The organism is Nocardia sp. JCM 38205 (assembly GCF_058222935.1).
The window spans coordinates 1017732-1037989 of record NZ_JBYHFL010000001.1; the positions used below are offsets into that span (position 1 = coordinate 1017732).

The 20258-nt window shown below is 69.4% G+C and carries 21 protein-coding genes; 12 read left to right on the forward strand and 9 right to left on the reverse strand.

The features are described from left to right. The first annotated feature begins 96 nt into the window (after window positions 1-96). On the forward strand, window positions 97-1458 hold the full coding sequence (locus tag AC4HOU_RS04705) for an RNA polymerase sigma factor (RefSeq protein WP_104359231.1): 1362 nt from the start codon (window positions 97-99) through the stop codon (window positions 1456-1458). Window positions 1459-1528: 70 nt separating this feature from the next. Here the strand turns inward: AC4HOU_RS04705 and AC4HOU_RS04710 are convergent, their stop codons facing one another. The 3 genes from AC4HOU_RS04710 to AC4HOU_RS04720 form a co-directional block, all read right to left on the reverse strand. Continuing rightward, entirely contained in the window at window positions 1529-2305 is a 777-nt protein-coding gene (locus AC4HOU_RS04710; protein ID WP_195019663.1) for an MHYT domain-containing protein, read from the reverse strand. 324 nt (window positions 2306-2629) lie between these two features. Beyond that, window positions 2630-3793 carry a cation:proton antiporter gene (locus AC4HOU_RS04715; protein WP_163814376.1) on the reverse strand — a complete coding sequence of 388 codons (1164 nt, stop codon included), beginning with the start codon at window positions 3791-3793 and terminating at the stop codon, window positions 2630-2632. Window positions 3794-3797: 4 nt separating this feature from the next. Next, window positions 3798-4280, reverse strand: coding sequence for a cation:proton antiporter regulatory subunit (locus AC4HOU_RS04720; protein WP_104359228.1), 483 nt, complete (start codon window positions 4278-4280; stop codon window positions 3798-3800). A 180-nt stretch (window positions 4281-4460) separates the two neighbouring features. Between AC4HOU_RS04720 and AC4HOU_RS04725 the strand changes: the two genes are divergently transcribed. Beyond that, on the forward strand, window positions 4461-5672 hold the full coding sequence (locus AC4HOU_RS04725; protein WP_324197321.1) for a sensor histidine kinase: 1212 nt from the start codon (window positions 4461-4463) through the stop codon (window positions 5670-5672). Beyond that, window positions 5669-6316: a response regulator gene (locus tag AC4HOU_RS04730; RefSeq protein ID WP_163814377.1), complete on the forward strand. Its 648-nt coding sequence runs from the start codon at window positions 5669-5671 to the stop codon at window positions 6314-6316. The genes AC4HOU_RS04725 and AC4HOU_RS04730 overlap by 4 nt, the downstream gene beginning before the upstream one ends. Before the next feature lie 12 nt (window positions 6317-6328). On the opposite strand, the gene AC4HOU_RS04735 is transcribed toward AC4HOU_RS04730, so the two are convergent. After that, a complete protein-coding gene (locus tag AC4HOU_RS04735; RefSeq protein WP_163814378.1) occupies window positions 6329-6688 on the reverse strand; it encodes a DUF952 domain-containing protein in 360 nt (119 codons plus the stop codon). Between the two features lie 275 nt (window positions 6689-6963). Between AC4HOU_RS04735 and AC4HOU_RS04740 the strand changes: the two genes are divergently transcribed. Next, complete coding sequence (locus tag AC4HOU_RS04740; protein WP_036538000.1) at window positions 6964-7158, forward strand: DUF7455 domain-containing protein; 195 nt, start codon at window positions 6964-6966, stop codon at window positions 7156-7158. 256 nt (window positions 7159-7414) lie between these two features. Here the strand turns inward: AC4HOU_RS04740 and AC4HOU_RS04745 are convergent, their stop codons facing one another. Further along, window positions 7415-8170: a TetR/AcrR family transcriptional regulator gene (locus tag AC4HOU_RS04745; protein WP_195019664.1), complete on the reverse strand. Its 756-nt coding sequence runs from the start codon at window positions 8168-8170 to the stop codon at window positions 7415-7417. A gap of 130 nt (window positions 8171-8300) precedes the next feature. Here AC4HOU_RS04745 and AC4HOU_RS04750 point away from each other — a divergent pair, with 130 nt between their 5' ends. Then, window positions 8301-10064, forward strand: coding sequence for a DEAD/DEAH box helicase (locus AC4HOU_RS04750; RefSeq protein ID WP_195019665.1), 1764 nt, complete (start codon window positions 8301-8303; stop codon window positions 10062-10064). Next, window positions 10064-10624, forward strand: coding sequence for a hypothetical protein (locus AC4HOU_RS04755; protein ID WP_195019666.1), 561 nt, complete (start codon window positions 10064-10066; stop codon window positions 10622-10624). The genes AC4HOU_RS04750 and AC4HOU_RS04755 overlap by 1 nt, the downstream gene beginning before the upstream one ends. Window positions 10625-10674: 50 nt before the next feature. Here the strand turns inward: AC4HOU_RS04755 and AC4HOU_RS04760 are convergent, their stop codons facing one another. Continuing rightward, complete coding sequence (locus AC4HOU_RS04760; protein WP_195019667.1) at window positions 10675-11244, reverse strand: class I SAM-dependent methyltransferase; 570 nt, start codon at window positions 11242-11244, stop codon at window positions 10675-10677. Window positions 11245-11471: 227 nt separating this feature from the next. Here AC4HOU_RS04760 and AC4HOU_RS04765 point away from each other — a divergent pair, with 227 nt between their 5' ends. Continuing rightward, window positions 11472-11822, forward strand: a complete 351-nt coding sequence (locus AC4HOU_RS04765; RefSeq protein WP_280213805.1) for a helix-turn-helix domain-containing protein — start codon at window positions 11472-11474, stop codon at window positions 11820-11822. Here the strand turns inward: AC4HOU_RS04765 and AC4HOU_RS04770 are convergent, their stop codons facing one another. Further along, the gene (locus AC4HOU_RS04770; RefSeq protein ID WP_163814382.1) at window positions 11823-12563 is read right to left on the reverse strand and encodes an SDR family NAD(P)-dependent oxidoreductase; all 741 of its coding nucleotides are present in this window, start codon (window positions 12561-12563) and stop codon (window positions 11823-11825) included. It abuts the gene before it with no gap. Between the two features lie 103 nt (window positions 12564-12666). Here AC4HOU_RS04770 and AC4HOU_RS04775 point away from each other — a divergent pair, with 103 nt between their 5' ends. Further along, window positions 12667-13281, forward strand: coding sequence for a TetR/AcrR family transcriptional regulator (locus AC4HOU_RS04775; RefSeq protein WP_195019668.1), 615 nt, complete (start codon window positions 12667-12669; stop codon window positions 13279-13281). A gap of 64 nt (window positions 13282-13345) precedes the next feature. Here AC4HOU_RS04775 and AC4HOU_RS04780 read toward each other — a convergent pair whose 3' ends face one another. Further along, window positions 13346-15070: a DEAD/DEAH box helicase gene (locus AC4HOU_RS04780; protein ID WP_175585927.1), complete on the reverse strand. Its 1725-nt coding sequence runs from the start codon at window positions 15068-15070 to the stop codon at window positions 13346-13348. A gap of 167 nt (window positions 15071-15237) precedes the next feature. Here AC4HOU_RS04780 and AC4HOU_RS04785 point away from each other — a divergent pair, with 167 nt between their 5' ends. After that, complete coding sequence (locus tag AC4HOU_RS04785) at window positions 15238-16368, forward strand: YihY/virulence factor BrkB family protein (RefSeq protein WP_194990013.1); 1131 nt, start codon at window positions 15238-15240, stop codon at window positions 16366-16368. A gap of 30 nt (window positions 16369-16398) precedes the next feature. Here the strand turns inward: AC4HOU_RS04785 and AC4HOU_RS04790 are convergent, their stop codons facing one another. Continuing rightward, window positions 16399-16635 (reverse strand): DUF3039 domain-containing protein, encoded by a 237-nt coding sequence (locus AC4HOU_RS04790; RefSeq protein WP_036538019.1) that lies wholly within the window; start codon window positions 16633-16635, stop codon window positions 16399-16401. Between the two features lie 146 nt (window positions 16636-16781). On the opposite strand from AC4HOU_RS04790, the gene AC4HOU_RS04795 reads away from it, so the two are divergent. From AC4HOU_RS04795 to AC4HOU_RS04805, 3 genes are all read left to right on the forward strand, one after another. Beyond that, entirely contained in the window at window positions 16782-17132 is a 351-nt protein-coding gene (locus tag AC4HOU_RS04795; protein ID WP_138455166.1) for a DUF3099 domain-containing protein, read from the forward strand. Window positions 17133-17197: 65 nt separating this feature from the next. Then, the gene (locus AC4HOU_RS04800) at window positions 17198-18718 is read left to right on the forward strand and encodes a DUF7782 domain-containing protein (RefSeq protein ID WP_194990014.1); all 1521 of its coding nucleotides are present in this window, start codon (window positions 17198-17200) and stop codon (window positions 18716-18718) included. Between the two features lie 183 nt (window positions 18719-18901). Continuing rightward, the gene (locus tag AC4HOU_RS04805; RefSeq protein ID WP_163814387.1) at window positions 18902-19870 is read left to right on the forward strand and encodes a sigma-70 family RNA polymerase sigma factor; all 969 of its coding nucleotides are present in this window, start codon (window positions 18902-18904) and stop codon (window positions 19868-19870) included. Window positions 19871-20258 lie beyond the last annotated feature (388 nt).

A 20258-nucleotide genomic window follows, 5' to 3' on the forward strand; every position in this document is an offset into this window, starting at 1 on the left:
AACCCGACCGGCGCTGGCCGGTGCAACCCGACAGACCGCTCCGCCGGATATCTACTCTGGCGTGACGCCGCACGAGACCGTCACGAAAGGGCGTACGTGGTAGCCACGAATACCCGTCAGACCGCCGAATCGGCCGACGCCGACTCCGCCGATGTAACCGAAGCACGGCCGGTTCGCAAGGCTGCCGCCAAGAAGGCTCCGGCGAAGAAGGCCGCCGCCAAGAAGGCTCCCGCCAAGAAGGCCGCCGCGAAAAAGGCGCCCGCCAAGAAGGCCGCCGCCAAGAAAGCCGCACCCAAGGGCAAGGACGCCGAGGAACACCTCGACGACGAGTCGCTGGATGTGGAGGATCTCGGCGATCTCGAGGTCTCCGAGGACGACCTGACCGACGAGGGTGAAGACCTGGTCGAAGAGGTCGCCGAAGAAGCCGAGGAAGCAGCCGAGGAGCCCACCGCCGCGGACAAGGCCTCCGGCGACTTCGTCTGGGACGAGGAGGAATCCGAGGCGCTGCGCCAGGCTCGTAAGGATGCCGAGCTCACCGCCTCCGCCGACTCGGTGCGTGCCTACCTCAAGCAGATCGGCAAGGTCGCGCTGCTCAACGCCGAGGAGGAGGTCGAGCTCGCCAAGCGCATCGAGGCCGGGCTCTACGCGGCGGAGAAGATGCGCGAGTTCGCCGAGCAGGGCGAGAAGCTACCGGTGGCGGTGCGCCGCGACTTCAACTGGATCATCCGCGACGGCAACCGAGCCAAGAACCACCTGCTCGAGGCGAACCTGCGTCTGGTGGTCTCGCTGGCCAAGCGCTACACCGGCCGCGGCATGGCGTTCCTGGACCTGATCCAGGAGGGCAACCTGGGTCTGATCCGCGCGGTGGAGAAGTTCGACTACACCAAGGGCTACAAGTTCTCCACGTACGCCACCTGGTGGATCCGGCAGGCCATCACCCGCGCCATGGCCGACCAGGCCCGCACCATCCGCATCCCGGTGCACATGGTCGAGGTCATCAACAAGCTCGGCCGCATCCAGCGCGAGCTGCTCCAGGATCTGGGCCGTGAGCCCACCCCGGAGGAGCTGGCCAAGGAAATGGACATCACGCCGGAGAAGGTGCTGGAAATCCAGCAGTACGCGCGTGAGCCCATCTCGCTGGACCAGACCATCGGCGATGAGGGCGACAGCCAGCTCGGCGATTTCATCGAAGACTCCGAGGCCGTCGTCGCGGTCGACGCGGTGAGCTTCACCCTGCTGCAGGATCAGCTGCAGTCGGTGCTGGAGACGCTGTCCGAGCGCGAGGCCGGCGTGGTCCGGCTGCGTTTCGGCCTGACCGACGGCCAGCCGCGCACGCTGGACGAGATCGGTCAGGTGTACGGCGTCACCCGTGAGCGCATCCGCCAGATCGAGTCCAAGACCATGAGCAAGCTGCGCCACCCCAGCCGCTCCCAGGTCCTGCGCGACTATCTGGACTAGGCAATCCCGGCTACGGCCCGCGTGCTGCCCCTTCTCGGGGCAGTGCGCGGGCCGTAGTCGTCGGTGGGGGTCAATCCCGGGTCGGCCAGTACTGGGCGGGTCGACGGGATCGGGTGGTGCGGGCCTCCGCTTCGCCGGCTTCGGTCATGGCCAGGTGCAGCAGCAACACGACCGTCACCATGCTGACCCCGACGGTCAGCGGGGTGAGCAGCTGCGCCGCACCCGCACCGGAGGGTTGATGGGCGTGCGCGACATGCTGCACCCGCATCGCGAACATGCCCGTGTAGTGCATGCCGGAGACCGCCACACCCATGACGGCCGCCGCGCCGACGGTCGCGAGTGTGCCGCGCACATGCAGGGTGAACCACAGTGCGGCGGTCGCGGCGATGACGGCGATCACGATGGAGATCGCGACGATCCATCCGTTGTAGTCCATCGCGGCATCGGATTTCATCGCGTACATGCCGCAGTAGTGCATGGTGCCGACGCCCGCGCCGGTGATGGCGCCACCGGCGAGCAGCGCTACCGGGCCCCAGCTGCGACGCTGCGCCACGCCGAGCCCGATCCACACCACCACCATGGCGATGAGCGCGCTGATCAGGGTGAGCGGCACGTTGTAACGGATCGAGGCGCCGTCGATGGTGAAGCCGAGCATCGCGATGAAGTGCATGACCCAGATGCCGGTGCCGCCGATGGCGACCGCGGCCGCGACCATCCAGCCGTCGCGCAGCGCGGTCGAGCGCGCCCTGGCCATGCAGCGCAGTCCTAGCAATGACCCGGTGAACGACATGAGATAGGCGACGACGGGTGTGAGCCACCCATAGCTGAAGTGATCGATCGTGGGCACACGAGCTCCCTAGCTGGCCTGAGCCCGGGCCATGCGTGAGCATGAACCCGCGCCATAGATGAACAAGGATCCGCAGGTAGGGAATTTACAGTAATAATTTCCTTTTAAACAGGAATCTGGTTCGACCGAAGAACGGGAGGCCGGAGCGCAGCACGCCCGAACGTTGCCACGACGCTCAGGTGATCCTGCACCCGAGCCCCGCGACGGTCCACCGGGTTGTCCCACGCAGGCCACCGGCAACCCGCCGGCGCGGCCCCGCAGGCCGCGTCCGCGCCTGTCCCGGTCACCATCGGCGTGGCTCGCGGCGGCCCAGTAGTGGCGCGATCACCGCGCGATCGAGACCCGTTCGAGTACCGGCTCCACCACTCGCGCGGCAATGGGCCCGGCCACCGCCATGATCAAGACGTAGGCCGAGGCCAGCGCGGCGAGTTTGCCGTCGATGGCGCCGGTGGTGACCGCGAGCCCCGCGATGACGATGGAGAACTCGCCACGCGCCACCAGCGCCACCCCGGCCCTGGCCCGGCCCATCCGCCGAATGCCCTGCCTGCGCGCACCCCACCAGCCGGTGGCGATCTTGGTGACGGTGGTGATCACCGCCAGCGCCACCGCCCAGCCCAGCACCGGCGGAATAGCGGTCGGATCGGTATTGAGTCCGAAGGCCACGAAGAAGATCGCGGCGAACAGGTCGCGCAGTGGTTCCAGCAGCCGCACCGCCTCCCGCGCGGTCGACCCCGAGATCGCGATGCCGAGCAGGAACGCCCCGACCGCGGTCGAGACGTTCAGCGCCGACGCCACGCCGGCCACCAGCAAGGCCGCACCGAGCAGCTTCAGCAGGAACACCTCGCGGTCGGTGCTGTCCACCACCGCCGAGACATAGCGTCCGTAGCGCAAGGTCACCACCAGCACCACCGTTATCGCGATCAGCGCGACGGCCAGGGATTTCAGCCCGCTGGCAAAGCTCAGACCGGCCAGCACCGTGGTGAGCACCGGCAGGTACACCGCCATCGTGAGGTCTTCGAACACCAGGATCGACAGGACCACCGGCGTCTCGCGGTTACCGAGCCGCCCCAGGTCGTTGAGGACTTTCGCGGCGATGCCAGAGGAGGAGATGTAGGTGACGCCGCCAAGGGTCAGCGCGCCCACCGGCCCCCAGCCCAGCAGCAGCGCCACCACCGCACCGGGAGTCGCGTTCGCGACGATGTCGAGCAGGCCGACCGGCCAGGAACGGCGCATTCCGGTCATCAGCTCGGCGGCGGTGTATTCCAGGCCCAGCAGCAACAGCAGCAGGACGACACCGATCTCCCCGGCGATATGCCCGAACTCGTTGGCGGCGCCGAGATGGATAAAGCCCCCTTGACCGAAGGCGAGGCCGCCGAGCAGATACAGCGGGATCGGCGAGAGCCCGAATCGGCCCGCCACCCGGGCGAAAACCCCGAGTGCGAACAACACCGCGCCCAGCTCGATGAGGGCGAGCGCGGTCGTGGACACCGGATCAGCCGTGCGTGAGAATCTTCGCCGCGGCGTCAAGGCCGTCGGGCGTCCCGACGACGACGAGCAGGTCACCAGCGGTGAAGGTGAAATCCGGCCCCGGTGAGGGGTGCAACTGCCCGGCCCGCATCACCGCGACGATGGACACCTTGGTGCGGGTGCGCATCTGCGTTTCCCCGAGGGTGCGGCCGCTGTAGGGCGATTCATCGGAGATCGGCAGCTGCCGCGTGGTGATGCCCGGCATGTCGCGATGGTCGTCGTTGAGCCGGGAGACCAGCTGCGGTGCGCCGAGCAGATTGGCCAGTACGGCGGCCTCGTCGGTGGTCAACGCGACCTGCGCGGCACAGGCGTCCGGATCCTCGAGCTTGGACACGATCAGATCGATATCGCCGTCGCGGTGGGCGACGACGCCGATCCGGCGCCCGGACTTCACCTCGAAGTCTTTTCGCACCCCGATCCCGGGTAACGCAGTGACATCGACATTCACAAGTCCAGGCTAACCGTCGCCGAACGATCCGCCGAGCGTGCCACGATGCACTACCACGACCGCGCTCACCTGCGTCCTCGAGCATCGCTGTGACCGGGCCGGACCCGTCGATTCTCGGCGTGCGGCGACTCATCACTTCGGCGGACCCGCACCGCCATGCAGCTGTGCTGAGATGGGTGGGTGAAGTGGTGGGCGGCGTTGTCGGCGACGGCGCAGGAGGCGCTGATCGTCGCGTTCGTGTTCACCGTCGGCGCGGCGCTCTACGGCTTCGGCCTGTACGCCATGACCGAACACAGCTCGCAGCCGCCGCTGACGCTGCGGATGGCGCTGCTCGCCTTGCTGTGCGCGACGAGCATGTGGCGCAGGCGCAAGCCGATGTGGGCGCTGGCGGCCGGGCTGATCCCGCTGCTGATCGATTTCGTGCTCGGGCCGACGATTCCCATCTGGCTGGTCTACTCCGATCTCGTCTACGCGGGCGTGCTGTACGGGACCCGGCGCCAGTCCCGCGTCGTGGTCGGCGCGGCCATCATCGCCACGGCCGCGGGCTCGGTGACCGCGCTGGTCGTGACGGGCGAGTGGCGCGCCATCGTGATCACTCTGCTGGCCTCGTCGGCCTTCCTCGGTACGTCGATCTGGTGGGCGCTGACCGTGCGGGCGCACAAGGAGACCGCGCAGGCCGAACGGGCGAAGGCGCGGGCGCTGGAACTGGTGGCCGAACTCGACCGGCGGGCCGCGATCGCCGACGAACGCAAAACCATGGCCCGCGATCTGCACGACGTGATCGCGGGGCACCTCTCGGCCATCGCCATCCAATCCGAGGCCGCCCTCGGGCTGCTGGCGCGGCGCGACGACGGCGACCCCGCGCTGGCCGGCGTGGTCGAATCCATCCGAGCCAATAGCGTCAGCGCTCTGCACGAGATGCGCACCATGATCGGCCTGCTGCGCCGCGACGACGGCGCCGAGGATCTGGCCGCCCCGCGCGGGCTGGCGCAGCTGTCGCTGCTGGTGGACGCCGCCCGCGCCGCGGGGAGCACGGTCCGGGTGCACGGAGGTGTAGACCGGGCTCCCCTGCCGAGCGCGGTCGATCAGGCCGCCTACCGCATCATTCAGGAAGCTTTGACCAACGCCATGAAACACGCTCCCGGCCAGGAGGTCGACATACACATCGGCACCGACGCGACGACGCTCACCGTCGAGATCCGCAATCCGCTTCCCCGCACGAACGGCCGAGCCGATCAGCCCGGCCTGCCCCATCGTGGCCTGATGAACATGCGCGAGCGCGCCGCGGCCCTCGGCGGCGAGTTCACCGCAGGCGCGGTACCGCACGAGTGGCTGGTGCACGCCGAACTGCCACTGTCGGCCGAACCGGTCACCGGAGGTGAGCGCCGATGACGATCCGGGTGCTGATCGCCGACGACCACAGCGCCATCCGCGCGGGACTGCGCATGATCCTCGACGCGGCCGAGGACATCGAGGTGGTGGGTGAGGCCGCTGACGGCGACGTGGCGGTCGCGCAGGCTCGCGCGCTGCGACCGGATGTGGTGCTCATGGACGTGCGCATGCCCGGGGTCGACGGCATCGCGGCCACCGCGCGGATCACCGCCGACGGTATCGCGAAGGTACTCATCCTGACCACCTTCGACCTGGACGAATACGTCTTCCGCACGCTGCGCGCCGGCGCCTCCGGATTCGTGCTCAAATCGGTCTCCGGGCAGGAACTGGTGGCCTCGGTGCGCGCGGTCGCCGCCGGAGACGGTGTGCTGGCACCGGAGGTGACGCGGAAGGTGATCGACGCCTTCGCCGCCGCACCCAGCGCCCCCGTCCACCGCGAGCCCGACGGACTGGCGGATCTGACCGAGCGCGAACTCGAGGTGCTCGCATGCCTCGGCGACGGGCTGTCCAACGCGCAGATCGCCGGCCGGCTGTTCATCGGCGAGACCACGGTGAAAACGCACGTCTCGCGGGTGCTCACGAAGCTGGGTGTTCGCTCACGTGTGCAGGCGGCGATCCTGGCGCGTGAGCTGCGCGGCGGTTAGTGGCGGCGGCTGTCAGTGGTCGAGCTCGGCGAAGGTCCCGTCCGCGCCTGGCCGGTAATCCTCGACCGCTATGACCGCGGCGGCGGGCAACGGGCCGTACAGGTGCGGGAACAGCATGCCGGGATCGTCGGACGGCACGCCCGGCTCCCACCGCACGGGCGAGCCGAGCCGGGCCGGATCCAGCCGCAGCAGCACCAGGTCGCGCCGTCCGGCGAAGAGGCGGTTGGCGGGCAGGTGCACCTGCTGCGGCGTGGACAGATGCACGAAGCCCTCGGCGTCGAGCGAAGGCGGCCGACGCGCACCACTGGTCCGGGCGGCCAGCCATTCCGTCCCGGTGCACAGGTGAACCAGAGTGTGAGTGTCATAGGTCACGGGTAATCTCCCGGTAGACAACTGGATCGGCCTGTTCGAGTCGGTGATTCGAGTGGCTTTCCCACCCCTGGCAGGTGTCGTTCGCGCACAGCGAAAAGCACTGGTCGTGTTAGGGAAAACACATCGATTCGCTTGCGGGAACAAAGCCCCCGTCCCGAACGTCTGACAGAGTAGTCATACCACTGCTGGGAAGTAGCGGTAGCGAGCCCGCGGAGTGACCACGGGCCCCACACCAGGTGAACGGTCTGTGTGCCGGGAGCCAGGACGGAGGAGTCATGCCAGGAACCCTGACAAGCACCCCACTGACCGCGGTCGATCGTTGCGACCGCTGCGGGGCGGCTGCCCGAGTGCGTGCCGTTCTGCCCGCAGGTGGAGAGTTGCTCTTCTGCCAGCACCACGCGAATGAACACATGGACAGGCTGCGTGAGCTCGACGCCGTGATCGACACGGAATCGGCTCCCGCCCTCTGACCGCTCCTCGCGTCCGACACAACAGCATCGAACAACCGGATACCGCGTACACCACAGCGGGCGACCCGAGGGTCGCCCGCTGTGCTGCGTCCTGGGGGCACTCGCCAGCGATCCGGCCGCAGCAGGCCCCGAGGCCGACCGCCGCTCGAGCACCGGCGAAAGCCGGACCGCCGCCGCAGTGAGCCGTCAGCCGTCAGCCGTCAGCCGTCAGCCGTCAGCCGTCAGCCGTCAGCCGTCAGCCGTCAGCCGTCAGCCGTCAGCCGTCAGCAAGGATCCCATCCAGCAACGCCGCCAGCCCGAACTCGAAGGCGCCGTCGGGATCGGCAGGCGCCTGGTACAGCTCCCCCACCGCCGCACCCACCCGCCCGGCGAGCGGGAACTCGTGCGCGGGCATGACCTGCGTCAGCAGCGGTCCGTGCACCTCCCACCACCGCGCATCGCTCATCTCGGCGGCCTCCCGCGCCGCGGCGACGGCCATGCGGGCATTGCCGGTGGCGAATTCGGTCAGCACCGCGACCACCCGATCCATCTCTACGTCGGTCAGCCCGAGCCCGGCCACCGCGGCGAGCTGCCGTTCGTACCGGCGCATCCGCCCCGGCCCGAGCACCATCCGCCACGGTGAGACCTCCAGCAGCCACGGATGCGCGATCACCTCGGCGCGCACCTGCCGCGCCACCGCGGCCAAGCGCGTGCGGGGTGGCGCATCGGTGGGCAGCGGTCCGTCATCGACGGCGACCGCGTCGACCATCAACACGGTCAACGCCCGCATGCTCGGCACATACGTGTAGAGGCTCATCGGGCGCAGCCCCAGCTCGGCGGCCACCGCGCGCACCGACAGTTTCGCCAGCCCATCCCGGTCGGCCAGTGCGATGGCCGTACGCACCACCTCGTCGACGCTGACGGCCTGTTTGGGGCCGCGACCGCCAGGGCGGAGCGGCAGCTCGCGACGCCACAGCAGGGCCAGCAGCTGCCCCGCCTGATCGACAGGCGCCGGTGACGGACGGTCGGCCATCGAACTCCTTGTGCCAACGGCGGAACAATTCCGCTACGGTGTGCGTTACCAGATTACTCCGTACACCATACGACGATTTGAGGGGTCCGCTCTGCCCAGCACACAGGCCACCTATCTGCCCGACCGGAACATGTTCGCGATGTGGACGTGGACCGGTCACGGTCCGGGACGTCCGCCGCGCGAGCTCGGCGTACCGGCGGTGCTAGCCCTCGCCGTCCCGACCGGTACCGCGGCGCAGGCCGCGGTGGGCAGCGCGACGGTCGACATCACCGACGTCGACTGCACGTTGCTCGAACCCGAGGAGTTCACCGCGGTCGACGTCCCCGAGCCGGACGCCTCGGTGCGGGCCTGGCGCCACGCCCTCGCCGATGATCTGCCCGCCGCGGAGATATCGCTGCCGCCCGCCGCGCACGCGGTACCGAACGCCACCGGCACCGCCATGCTCTCCGCCCATTACGCACGCGGCGCGTTCGCCACCACCCGGGCGGTCGCGACCGAACTCCGTGACACGCTGAAGGCCGATCTGCGCCCCTATCAGGCCCGTGGGGTGAGCTGGCTGCGCGCTGCGGTCGCCGAGCACGGCGGCGCGGTGCTCGCCGACGACATGGGTCTCGGCAAGACCGTGCAGACGATCGGTTTCCTGCTCGGCCGCGCGACCGAAGGTCCGCAGCTGGTGGTATGCCCGACCTCGCTGGTGGGCAACTGGGTGCACGAGATCCAGCGGTTCGCGCCGGGCCTGCGACCGCTCGCCTGGCGCGGCGGAGAATGCGACGCCGAGCCGGGCACGATCATCGTCACCGGGTACCCGATCTTGCGCCTGCACGGCGCCGGCCTGCGCGAGACCCGCTGGGCCACCGCCGTGTTCGACGAGGCACAGGCCTTGAAGAATCCGCGCACCCAGGTGTCCAAGGCCGCCCGGTCCATCGACGCCGCCGCGACCGTGGCGTTGACCGGAACCCCGGTGGAGAACCACCTCGAAGAACTGTGGGCATTGCTGAATCTGGTCGCGCCACGGCTTTTCGGGCATCGCACCCAGTTCCGGCGACGCTTCGCCCGGCCCATCCAGGAAGGTTCGGCGACCGCGGCGGCGCGACTGCGTGAGGCGATCGAGCCGGTGGTGCTGGCCCGCCGCAAGGATCAGGTCGCCGCGTCCCTACCGGCCAAGATCCACTCCGATCTGCTCTGCGATCTCACCGCCGAACAGGAACGGCTCTACGATCAGCTGCTCGACCGCGCCATCGATGACGGCTTCGGCCACGGCGCCCAACGCCAGAGCCGGGTCCTGGCCGCGCTGACCGGCCTCAAACAGGTGTGCAATCACCCGGGCCTGATCACCGGTGAGCTCGACGAGCTGGCCGGCCGATCCGGCAAGCTCGACCTGTGCACCGATATCGTGGCCAACAACCTCGATCTCGGTGCGCCGACGCTGGTGTTCACCCAGTACCGCAAGACCGGCGAGCTGCTCGTACAGCATTTCGCCGACCAGTTCGGGGTGCGCGCGCCGTTCTTCCACGGCGGGCTGAATCAGGCCGAGCGCGCCCAGATCGTCAGCGATTTCCAGGCCGCCGACGGGCCGCCGGTGCTCATCCTGAGCCTGCGCGCGGCCGGCACCGGACTCACCCTCACCCGCGCCGCCGACGTCATCCATTTCGATCGCTGGTGGAACCCGGCGGTGGAGGCTCAGGCCTCGGACCGGGCGCACCGGATCGGGCAGACCCGCACCGTCACCGTCACCACGCTCACCTCGGGCACCACCGTCGAGGAACACATCGCCACCATGCAACAACGCAAGTCGGCCCTGACCGATCTCGGTGACGCGGCAGGCATCGCCGAACTGGCCCGCCTGGACGACGACCAGCTGATCGAGATCCTGCGCCGCAAACGGGAGAACTGATGGGCGACAACGAATTCGGTTACACCCGCTGGGGCATGGACTGGGTGCGCCTCGCCGAACCACTGCGCCAGACCCGCCCCGATCCACTGCTGCCGCGAGCGCGCAGCGTCGCCCGCAACCACGGCGTACAGGCCACCGTCACCGGCCGGATCGTCAGCGCGCACATCCACCGGGGCGGACAGGCCTCGGTGGCACACCTCGAGGTGGCCCCGATGCCGCGGCCGGCCATCGATGCGATCGCCACGATCATCGGCCCCGACCCGGTGACGCTCACCGACGAAATGCACCGCGGCCTCATCGACGCCGGCACCACGCCGGCCCCCACCCTGATAGCCGTCGACTGTTCCTGCTCCGCCCGCACCGACCGGTGCGTGCACGTGCTGGCCGTGCTCTACGACATGGCCCGCCGCGTCGACGAAACACCGCGGCTGGCCCTGGAAATCCAGGGCTACTTCACCGCCGCAGACGCACCGCCCGGCGCGGAGGTCACCGTGGAACCGGCACGCTGGATCCCGCTCAACACCCTCGACCCGGTCGGATGGTTCGCGGTACCGGGCTGAACCCCGCGACGGCCGGCCGCCACCGCGGATCCGGACAGGCCTCGCCGGTGTCAGACGGGCTTGCGTGCGCGGAACCGGAAACTGCTCGCCGCGGTATCGATCTCGACGTCGGTGAACCCGATGCGAGCGAGGCGGCGCGCCGCCGTTTCCGGTGGCACCGGAACGCAGGTGTCGCCGAGGTGGATCAGCCGGAACGCCCGGCTGTCGAGGCCATCACTGCCGGCGAACACCCCGCCCGGCCGCAGAACCCGCAACGCCTCGGCGAATACGGCGTCCTGCTGATCGGCCGTCGGCACGTGATGCAGCATGGTGAAACAGACGACGGCGTCGAAACCGCTGTCCGGTAACGGCATAGCGGCGCCGTCTGCGGTGATCACCGTCATCGCGGCGCCGTGCCGTCCGCGCAGCCGATCGGCGAGCTCCGGATCGATCTCGACACCGGTCAGCGCGCGCGTGCGGGCGAGCAGAGCGTTCACATTCGCGCCGTAGCCGGGCCCGATCTCGAGGGTGTCGCCACCGAGTTCGAGGCCGGACAACGCCCACGGCACGATCTTGGTCGCGCTGGTCCGCTCCCACAGCGCGGACCGGCACAGCATGCGATGCACGAGGTTCATAGCCATGCCCTCACGGTAGGAACCACTGCCCGCGGCCACGACCGGCTACGGTGACAATCTGTGTCGCAAGACGGACAACCGTTGATGATGCCCGCCGCGACCGGTGCGACGGCCATGGTGGTCGGGGCGGGGACGTTGCCACGCGGGCACTGGTTTCCGCCGCACCAGCACCCGCAGCACCAGATCGCCTGGGCCGCACACGGTGTGGTGACCGTGCAGACCCCGCGCGGCACGTGGGTGTTGCCGACGACGCGGTCGGCGCGACACCACCACGGGATCCGCGTGCCGCCGAGGTCGCCACCGCGCTGCTGGGCGACCCCGCCGATGCCCGCACCCTCGACGAATTCGCTGCTGACGTCGCCACCAGCGCCCGCACCCTGGCCCGCGCGTTCAACGCCGAGACCGGAATGACCTTCGGCCAGTGGCGCACTCAGATCCGGCTGGCCGCCTCGTTACCGCTGCTGGCCGACGGCCTGCCGGTCTCCCGGATCGCCGGACGGGTCGGCTACCGCACCACCAGCGCCTATGTGGCCGCCTTCCGCCGCGTCGTCGGGGTGCCACCGGGGCGGTATTTCGCCGAGTGATCAGGCGTTGGTGCCGCCGTCGACGGTGAGGAACGAACCGGAGATGGCGCGACCGGCCGGGCCGGCCAGGAAGGCGACGGTGGCGGCGATGTCCTCGGCGGCACCGAATCGGCCGAGTGCGCTGTGGGCGAGCTGGTCGGGTGCGTGCGCGCCGTCGGCGGGGTTCATATCGGTGTCGGTGGAGCCCGGCTGCACCAGGTTGACGGTGATGCCGCGCGGACCCAGTTCGCGGGCAAGGGCTTTGGTGTAGCCATTGAGGGCGGATTTGCTCAGGTTGTACAGGCTCAGCCCGCCGAACAGCGCACGCTCGGAGAGGTTGGAGCCGATGCTGATGATGCGGCCGCCTTCGCCCATATGCTCGAGCGCCGCCTGTCCGGCGACGAACGCGGCGCGCGCGTGCACGTTCAACGCGCGGTCGATCTCCTCGATCGTGAATTCCTGGTACGGCTTGCTGGGGAAGATGCCCGCGTTGTTGACCAGGATGTCGAGCCCGCCCAGCTCGGCCGCGGTGCGATGTACCGCGGCCACCACCGCGGCGGCGTCGGCGCTGTCGGCCTGCACCGCGATGGCCCGGCGGCCGAGTGCCTCGATGTCGGCGACCACGCCCTTGGCCTGCTCTTCGGCGTGCTGGTAGGTCAGGGCGACATCGGCGCCACCCGCGGCCAGTTCCCGCGCGATGGCCGCGCCGATCCCGCGGCTGCCTCCGGTCACCAGTGCCACGGTCCCGTGCAGATCCGGCATGAGCTTCCTCCATTTATGTGTCGATCAGTACATAAATAGCTAAGCCCACGGACCGATCGTCGTCAAGAGGTATATTTAATGATCGACACAGAAAGGGTCCGGCATGGCCGAACGAGGACGTCCACGCGCTTTCGATCGCGACGTCGCGTTGCGTCGCGCCATGGAGGTGTTCTGGGAGCACGGCTACGAGGGCGCGTCCATGACCGACCTCACCTCGGCCATGGGCATCAACTCCCCCAGCCTGTACGCCGCCTTCGGCGGTAAGGAGGCACTGTTCCGGGAGGCCATCGAGCTCTACGGCCGCACCGAGGGCGGACTCACCGCCCGTGCCCTGCGCGAGGAACCCACCGCGCGCGCCGCGATCGAGGCGATGCTGCGCGACAACGCCGTGGCCTACACCGCCCCCGACAAGCCGCACGGCTGCATGGTGGTGCTCGCGGGCTCCACCTACACCACCCGCACCGAGTCGGTGCGCGAATTCCTGATCGACATGCGCAAGCAGACCAGCGCCGACATCGAAGCCCGGCTCGACCGCGGTGTCACTGAGGGTGATCTGCCCGCGGGCACCGATACCGCCGGGCTGGCCACCTTCTACACCACTGTGCTCTACGGCCTGTCGGTGCAGGCCCGCGACGGCGCGAGCCACGACGAACTCACGCGCTCGATCGACCGGGCCATGGCGGCTTGGCCCGCCACCGAACCCGCCGCCACGAGCTGATCAGCGACAGCGGCCGCCGAATCCCCTGCGGCGCAGGGCGGCCACTTCGCTGCGCGCAAGGCCCTCACATGCGCCTTAGTGCGGCGATGCGTTCACCCAACTGCTCGGCGCTGGCCAGCGCCGTCGGCGGACCACCGCACTGACGGCGCAGCTCACCGTGGATCACCCCGTGGGGTTTACCGGTCCGGTGGTGATGCATGGCCACCAGGCTGTTGAGTTCGCGCCGCAATTCGCCGAGCCGGTCGGCGGTGGCGACCCGCTCGGCCGCCCCACCCGCCTGCGGCGCCGGTTCGGCCGTCGCCACCGGTGCCCGGTCGGCGATCTGCCGAGCCTGACGTTCCCGCAGCAGCGCGCGCATCTGCTCGGCGTCGAGCAGGCCCGGGATACCGAGATAGTCGGCTTCCTCGGCGCTACCGGCGAAGGTGGCGGTGCCGAAGGACGATCCGTCGTAGATCACCTGATCCAGTTCGGCGTCGGCGGCCAGCGCGACGAAGGGCTTCTCGTCCTCGCCCGGCTCGTCTTTCTGCTTGTTGGCGTCGATGAGCAGCTCGTCGTCGAGACCGTCCTTCTCCCGATGCGGCTTGCCGATGACGTGATCGCGCTGCAGCTCCAGCTGCGCGGCCAGGTCCAGCAGCACCGGAACCGACGGCAGGAAGACGCTCGCGGTCTCCCCTGGCCTGCGGGCACGCACGAAACGCCCGATCGCCTGCGCGAAGTACAGCGGTGTGGAGGCGCTGGTGGCGTACACGCCGACCGCGAGCCGCGGCACGTCGACACCTTCGGACACCATGCGCACCGCGACCATCCACGGCTGGGTGCCCGCACTGAACTCACCGATGCGCGCCGAGGAGGTCGGATCGTCGGACAGCACCAGCACCGGCGGTGTGCCGGTGAGATGTTCGAGCAGTTCGGCGTAGGCGCGAGCCCGCTCCTGATCGGTCGCGATCACCAGGCCGCCGGCGTCGGGCATGCCGGAGGCGCGCAGCTGCCCGAGCCGCATGTCGGCTGCCCGCAGCACCGCCGACATCCAGTCACCGGCCGGGTCGAGGGCGGTGCGCCAGGCCCGCGCGGTCTGCTCGGCATTGAGCGGCTCACCGAGCCGGGCGGAGTACTCCTCACCCGCGCTGTCGCGCCAATGCGCTTCGCCGGAGTAGGCGAGGAAGACCACCGGGCGCACGACGCCGTCGGCGAGGGCCTCGGCGTAGCCGTAGGAATGGTCGGCGCGCGAACGGGGGAATCCGCCCTCGTCGGGTTCGTAGGTGACGAACGGGATCTGGCTGTCGTCGCTGCGGAACGGCGTACCGGTCAGCGCCAGCCTGCGGGTCGCGTCGCCGAAGGCTTCGGCGACGGCGTCACCCCAGCTCTTGGCGTCGCCGGCATGGTGGATCTCGTCCAGGATCACGAGCGTGCGCCGATTCTCGGTGCGCACCCGATGCCTGGACGGATGCGAGGCGACCTGCGCATAGGTGACCACCACGCCGTGATAGTCACCGGAGGTGCCGCCGGTGCTGTTTGAGAACCGCGAGTCCAGCGCGATCCCGGCCCGCGCCGCCGACTGCGCCCACTGATGCTTGAGGTGCTCGGTGGGGGCGACGACGGTGATCTGGTCGACGGTACGGTCGGCCAGCAACTCCGCGGCGACCCGCAGGGCGAAAGTGGTCTTACCCGCGCCCGGCGTGGCGACCGCGAGGAAGTCACGTGGTTTTGTCGCAAGGTATTTGGTGAGCGCACGCCGCTGCCAGGCGCGTAGCGCTCCTCCCGCCGCAGTGGCGCCACCCGAACCTGTCACGGAAGCCAACACTAACGGTCGGAGGCCGCGAGTCGCCAAACCGACGCGACGGGCGCGACCGGCATCACAACGCTCACCCGGGTAACCAGCGGTTCACCTGTTGCCCGCCGACACGATGCCCGCCCCGTCCGGCCGATGTGGCACGGGTGCGCGATGCTTGTCACACCATGAGCAACCCGTCAGGCACTCGCGCGAGCGCGGCCGCCCTCGCGCGCCGTGCGGGTGCCGGCGTGGCACGTGCGGGGCGCCAGACCTGGAAATTGGTGGCCAGGGTCGCGGTCAAGGCCTGGCAGGATTCGATCTTCGCCAAATCGGCGGCGGCGGCGTTCTGGCAGACGATGTCGCTGGCACCGTTGTTGCTCGGCGTTCTCGGCAGCCTCGGCTATGTGGGCGGATGGTTCGGCCCCGACACCGTCGAGATCGTCGAGTCCAAGATCCTCACCTTCAGCCGCGACCTGTTCAACCCGACGGTGGTGCACGACCTCATCGAACCCACGGTTCGCGATGTGCTCGGCCAGGGTCGCGCGGCGTTCGTCTCGGTGGGTTTCGTGCTCTCGCTGTGGGCAGGGTCCTCGGCCATGGCCACCTTCGTCGACGCGATCGTGGAGGCCCACGACCAACAGGATGCCAGGCACCCGGTCTGGCAACGGATCTTCGCGCTGCTGCTGTATGTGCAGTTCCTGGTGGCGGCGGTGTTCATCCTGCCGCTGATCGCGCTGGGCCCGGTGCTGATCGGACGGGCCCTGCCCGACGGCTGGCGCGAGCCGGGGCTGCGGTTGATCGACGCGTTCTACTACCCGGGCGTCGGCCTGCTGTTGATCGTGGGCCTGACCACGCTGTACAAGCTGGCCCTGCACACCTCGCTGCCCTGGCACCGGCTCTTCGGCGGGGCGCTGGTGGCCGGCGTGTTCTTCATGGCGGCCAGCGAGGGACTGCGCCGGTATCTGGGGTGGGTCACCCGCACGGGCGTCAGCTACGGCGCGCTGGCCACGCCGATCGCGTTCCTGCTGTTCACGTTCTTCCTCGCCTTCGCCGTCATCGTCGGCGCGGAGTTCAACGCGACCGTGCAGGAGTTCTGGCCCGCGCGGGCCACCCGGGTGGAACAGGTGAAGGCCTGGCTGGCCGAGCAGGTCCGCGGCGAACCTGCCGAACCGGCGCCGGGAACCATCGGCGCATCGGCCGGAATCGAACCGGCGTGGGCGCAGCAGCCGCCCGATCCGGAACTACCCGACGGCCGGGCACGCGAGCAGCCTCCGCTGGACAGCGCGCAGCCCTCACGCACCGGGCCCGAACGCTGACCGGACCGCAGGTGCGGGGTGCGAGGGCGGTCAGTCGCCCTTACGCAGCTGCTCGTAGACCTTCTTGCATTCCGGGCACACCGGCGAGCCGGGCTTCGGCGAACGGGTCACCGGGAACACCTCACCGCACAGCGCGACGACATGGGTGCCCATGACCGCGCTTTCGGCGATCTTGTCCTTCTTCACGTAGTGGAAGAACTTGGGGGTGTCATCGCCGGTCGACTCGTCGGTAGTCGTATCGGGGCGAACCAGAGTGTCGGTACTCACGCCTTCCATGATGCCGCATCCCGTCGCAGGCGTCGTGACCACCGGGTGTGCGCCCCGCTGCGGACAGTGGAAGACTCGGGGGTATGCAGCAGCACGGCGATTCTTCCGACGAGAGCGTCGGCCGTGACGACCCGACCGGCGCGCCGATGCCGCCCCGGCCCCGCCGTTCTGCCGGCTACTTCCCCGGAGACGACAAACATCCGGTCCTGATCACCGAGGCCGCCCCGTCGCTCGAGGATCAGCACCGCGCCAGAGTCCGCCGGTATCTGACGATCATGTCCTTCCGCATTCCGGCGCTGATCCTGGCGGCGATCGCCTACAGCGCCTTCAGCAATGCGCTGATCTCGATCCTGATCATCGTCGCCTCGATTCCACTGCCGTGGATCGCGGTCCTGATCGCCAACGACCGCCCGCCGCGGGACAAGAACGAGCCGAGCCGCTGGGATCGGCCACGTCCGGCGCTGGAATCGCGACCGCACAACGCCATCGACGGCTGAGCCGGGCACCCGGCCGCGCGGGTAGTGGCGGCCGCCACCACCAGGCGCGGTGGCAGAGTACCGATGTGCCTACGAATCGTTCGACCACCACGGGATCGCTGCTGACCGCCCTGTGCCCGGCCCTGCGCACCGCGCTGATCCGGGTCGGCTACGACGCCGACACCTTGCTGGAGGCCCTCGGCCACGACGCACACGCCGCCCTCGGCCGCTCCGAACCGGTACCGGTACGCCGCGCCGCGCGGACGGCCGGTGAGCTCGGCACGCTGATCCGCCTGCTGCTGCTCGGTGACGCGCTGCCCGAGGCCGAGGTCGCCGCCGCGCTGGCGCCGGTCGAGCTCGATCAGGCGGTGACGGCGGGCCTGCTGGAACGCGACGGCGACCAGGTGCGGGCGGCGCTGGACCTGCGTCCGCTCGACACAGGTGCAGGCACCCGCTGGATTCTGTCCGACCTGGACGATTCGATGCGCAGGCGCACGCTCACCGCCGACCACGTCCTCGGTGTCGGCCATGCGTCGCTGTCACTGCTGCGGGCCACGCCGACCGAGCCGGTGGGCTCGGTGCTGGATCTGGGCACCGGCTGTGGTGTGCAGGCCGTGCATGCCGCGTCCTATGCGGGCCGCGTCACCGCCACCGACGTCAACCGGCGGGCGCTGTGGCTGGCCGAGGCCACCGCCGCGCTCAACGAGCTGGACGTGGAGCTGCTGGCGGGTTCCTGGTTCGAGCCGGTGGCCGGGCGCCGATTCGACCAGGTGGTGGCCAATCCCCCGTTCGTGGTCGGCCCGGCCCGCGTCGAACACACCTACCGTGATTCCGGCCTCGCCCTCGACGGCGCCAGCGAGCTGGTGATCTCTCAGGCACCGCAGCTGCTCGCGCCGGGCGGCACCGCGGCGATGCTGGCGGCCTGGGTGCATATCGACGGCGAGGATTGGCGCCAGCGCGTCTCCTCCTGGCTGCCCGCGCATGGTGTCGACGCGTGGGTGGTGCAGCGCGATGTCGCCGATCCCGCCCTCTATGTGGGCACCTGGCTGCGCGACGCGGGTCTGGACCCGCGCGATCAGCACGCCCAGCAGCGCGCCGAACAGTGGCTGGAAGCCTTCACCGCCGCCGAGGTCGAGGGCATCGGATTCGGATTCGTCTACCTGCGTGCCATCGACGGCCCCACCGAGCTGCTCGCCGAGGACCTGACCCACGGGTTCGACGACCCGCTGGGCGCGGAAGCGACCCGCTACTTCGAACGTTCGGCCTGGTTGCGCGCCGTCGCCGCCGACAACGACCTGGCCTGGTCGGCCCGCTTCCGGGTCGATCCCGCGACCGCACTGGAGCGGGTCTATCTGCCCGGGCCACAGGGCTGGGAGCAGCGGGTGGCACGGCTGCATCGCGGTGACGGCCCGCGCTGGCAGCACGAAGTGGACGAGACCACGATCTCCCTGGTCGCGGGAATGCGACCGGACGGTCTGCCGTTGCATGAATTGATCGAGCTGCTCGCCATCGCTCACGGATCCGACACCGTCACGCCCGAGTTCGCGGCGGAGGCCCTCGCAGTGGTGGCCGGACTGGTACGCCACGGGCTGATCCTTCCCGGGTAGCGGGAGGTCCGGATCGGCCGACGCAGGGCATGGCCGTTCCCGTCGCGAGGTGTTCTCAGGAACTTCTCAGCAGAACGTGGCGAAAACCGCAGTTCAGAAGCGGTTTACCCGCGCCCGGTCAGGGAACTTTCCCTATGTCGGGTCCGTTGATCGGAGTGAGACACCACCGACAGGAGGCAAGTCATGACAAGCCCCGCCACCACTCGAGTGCGCGCCAGCGATTCGGACCTCGACGCCCAGAGCCCCGCCGCCGACCTGGTACGCGTGTACCTGAACGGGATCGGCCGTACGGCGCTGCTCACGGCGGCCGACGAGGTCGAGCTGGCCAAGCGCATCGAGGCGGGCCTCTATGCCCAGCACCTGCTGGAGACCGGCAAGCGATTGTCGGCTTCCCGCAAGCGCGATCTGGCCATCATCGTCCGCGAAGGCCAGGCCGCCCGCTCACATCTGCTGGAAGCCAACCTACGTCTGGTCGTGTCCCTCGCCAAGCGCTACACCGGGCGCGGGATGCCCCTGCTGGACCTCATCCAGGAAGGCAACCTCGGGCTGATCCGCGCGATGGAGAAGTTCGATTACGCCAAGGGCTTCAAGTTCTCCACCTACGCCACCTGGTGGATTCGCCAGGCCATCACCCGTGGCATGGCCGACCAGAGCCGCACCATCCGGCTTCCCGTCCACCTGGTCGAGCAGGTCAACAAGCTCGCCAGGATCAAGCGTGAACTGCACCAGCAGCTCGGCCGCGAGGCCACCGACGACGAGCTGGCCAACGAATCGGGCATCCCGGTGGAGAAGATCGCCGATCTGCTCGACCACAGCCGCGATCCGGTGAGCCTGGACATGCCGGTCGGCAACGACGAGGAAGCACCGCTGGGCGATTTCATCGAGGATTCCGAGGCCACCTCCGCCGAAAGCGCCGTCATCGCCGGTCTGCTGCACCACGACGTCCGCAGCGTCCTGGCCACGCTGGACGAGCGCGAACAGCAGGTGATCCGGTTGCGTTTCGGCCTCGACGACGGCCAGCCGCGCACCCTCGATCAGATCGGCAAGCTGTTCGGACTCTCGCGTGAGCGGGTCCGCCAGATAGAGCGCGAAGTGATGTCCAAGCTGCGCAAGGGCGAACGCGCCGACAGGCTGCGGGCCTACGCCAGCTGATCCGTCTCGTGCCGGTGTTCCCGGCACGAGCCATACTCGGTGACCCACGGTCACCTTCCCGACGCCGACCGGTGTCCGCACGTACCCGCCCCCTCCGGAGCGTGCGAGCCGGTCGGCGTAAACGTCTGTGCGGGCGGCTATTCCAGCGCTGAGAGCTCGCGCACGATGGCACTTTCATCCTCAACTCGCACCGATCGGTATTCAACGGACGCGTCCGGTCAGGGGTCCGATGAGTCCCCAGCCGACGGGCCACGACGCACGGTTCAGCGGACCACACCCGCGGCGGCGGTGACAGATCGGCACGTCACCGCGCAGGCCCAGCCCTAGCGGTAGGCGACCCGGCGCGGGGGTGCAGGACGCGCCGCGGAGCCTCGTCGAACCGCCGGCC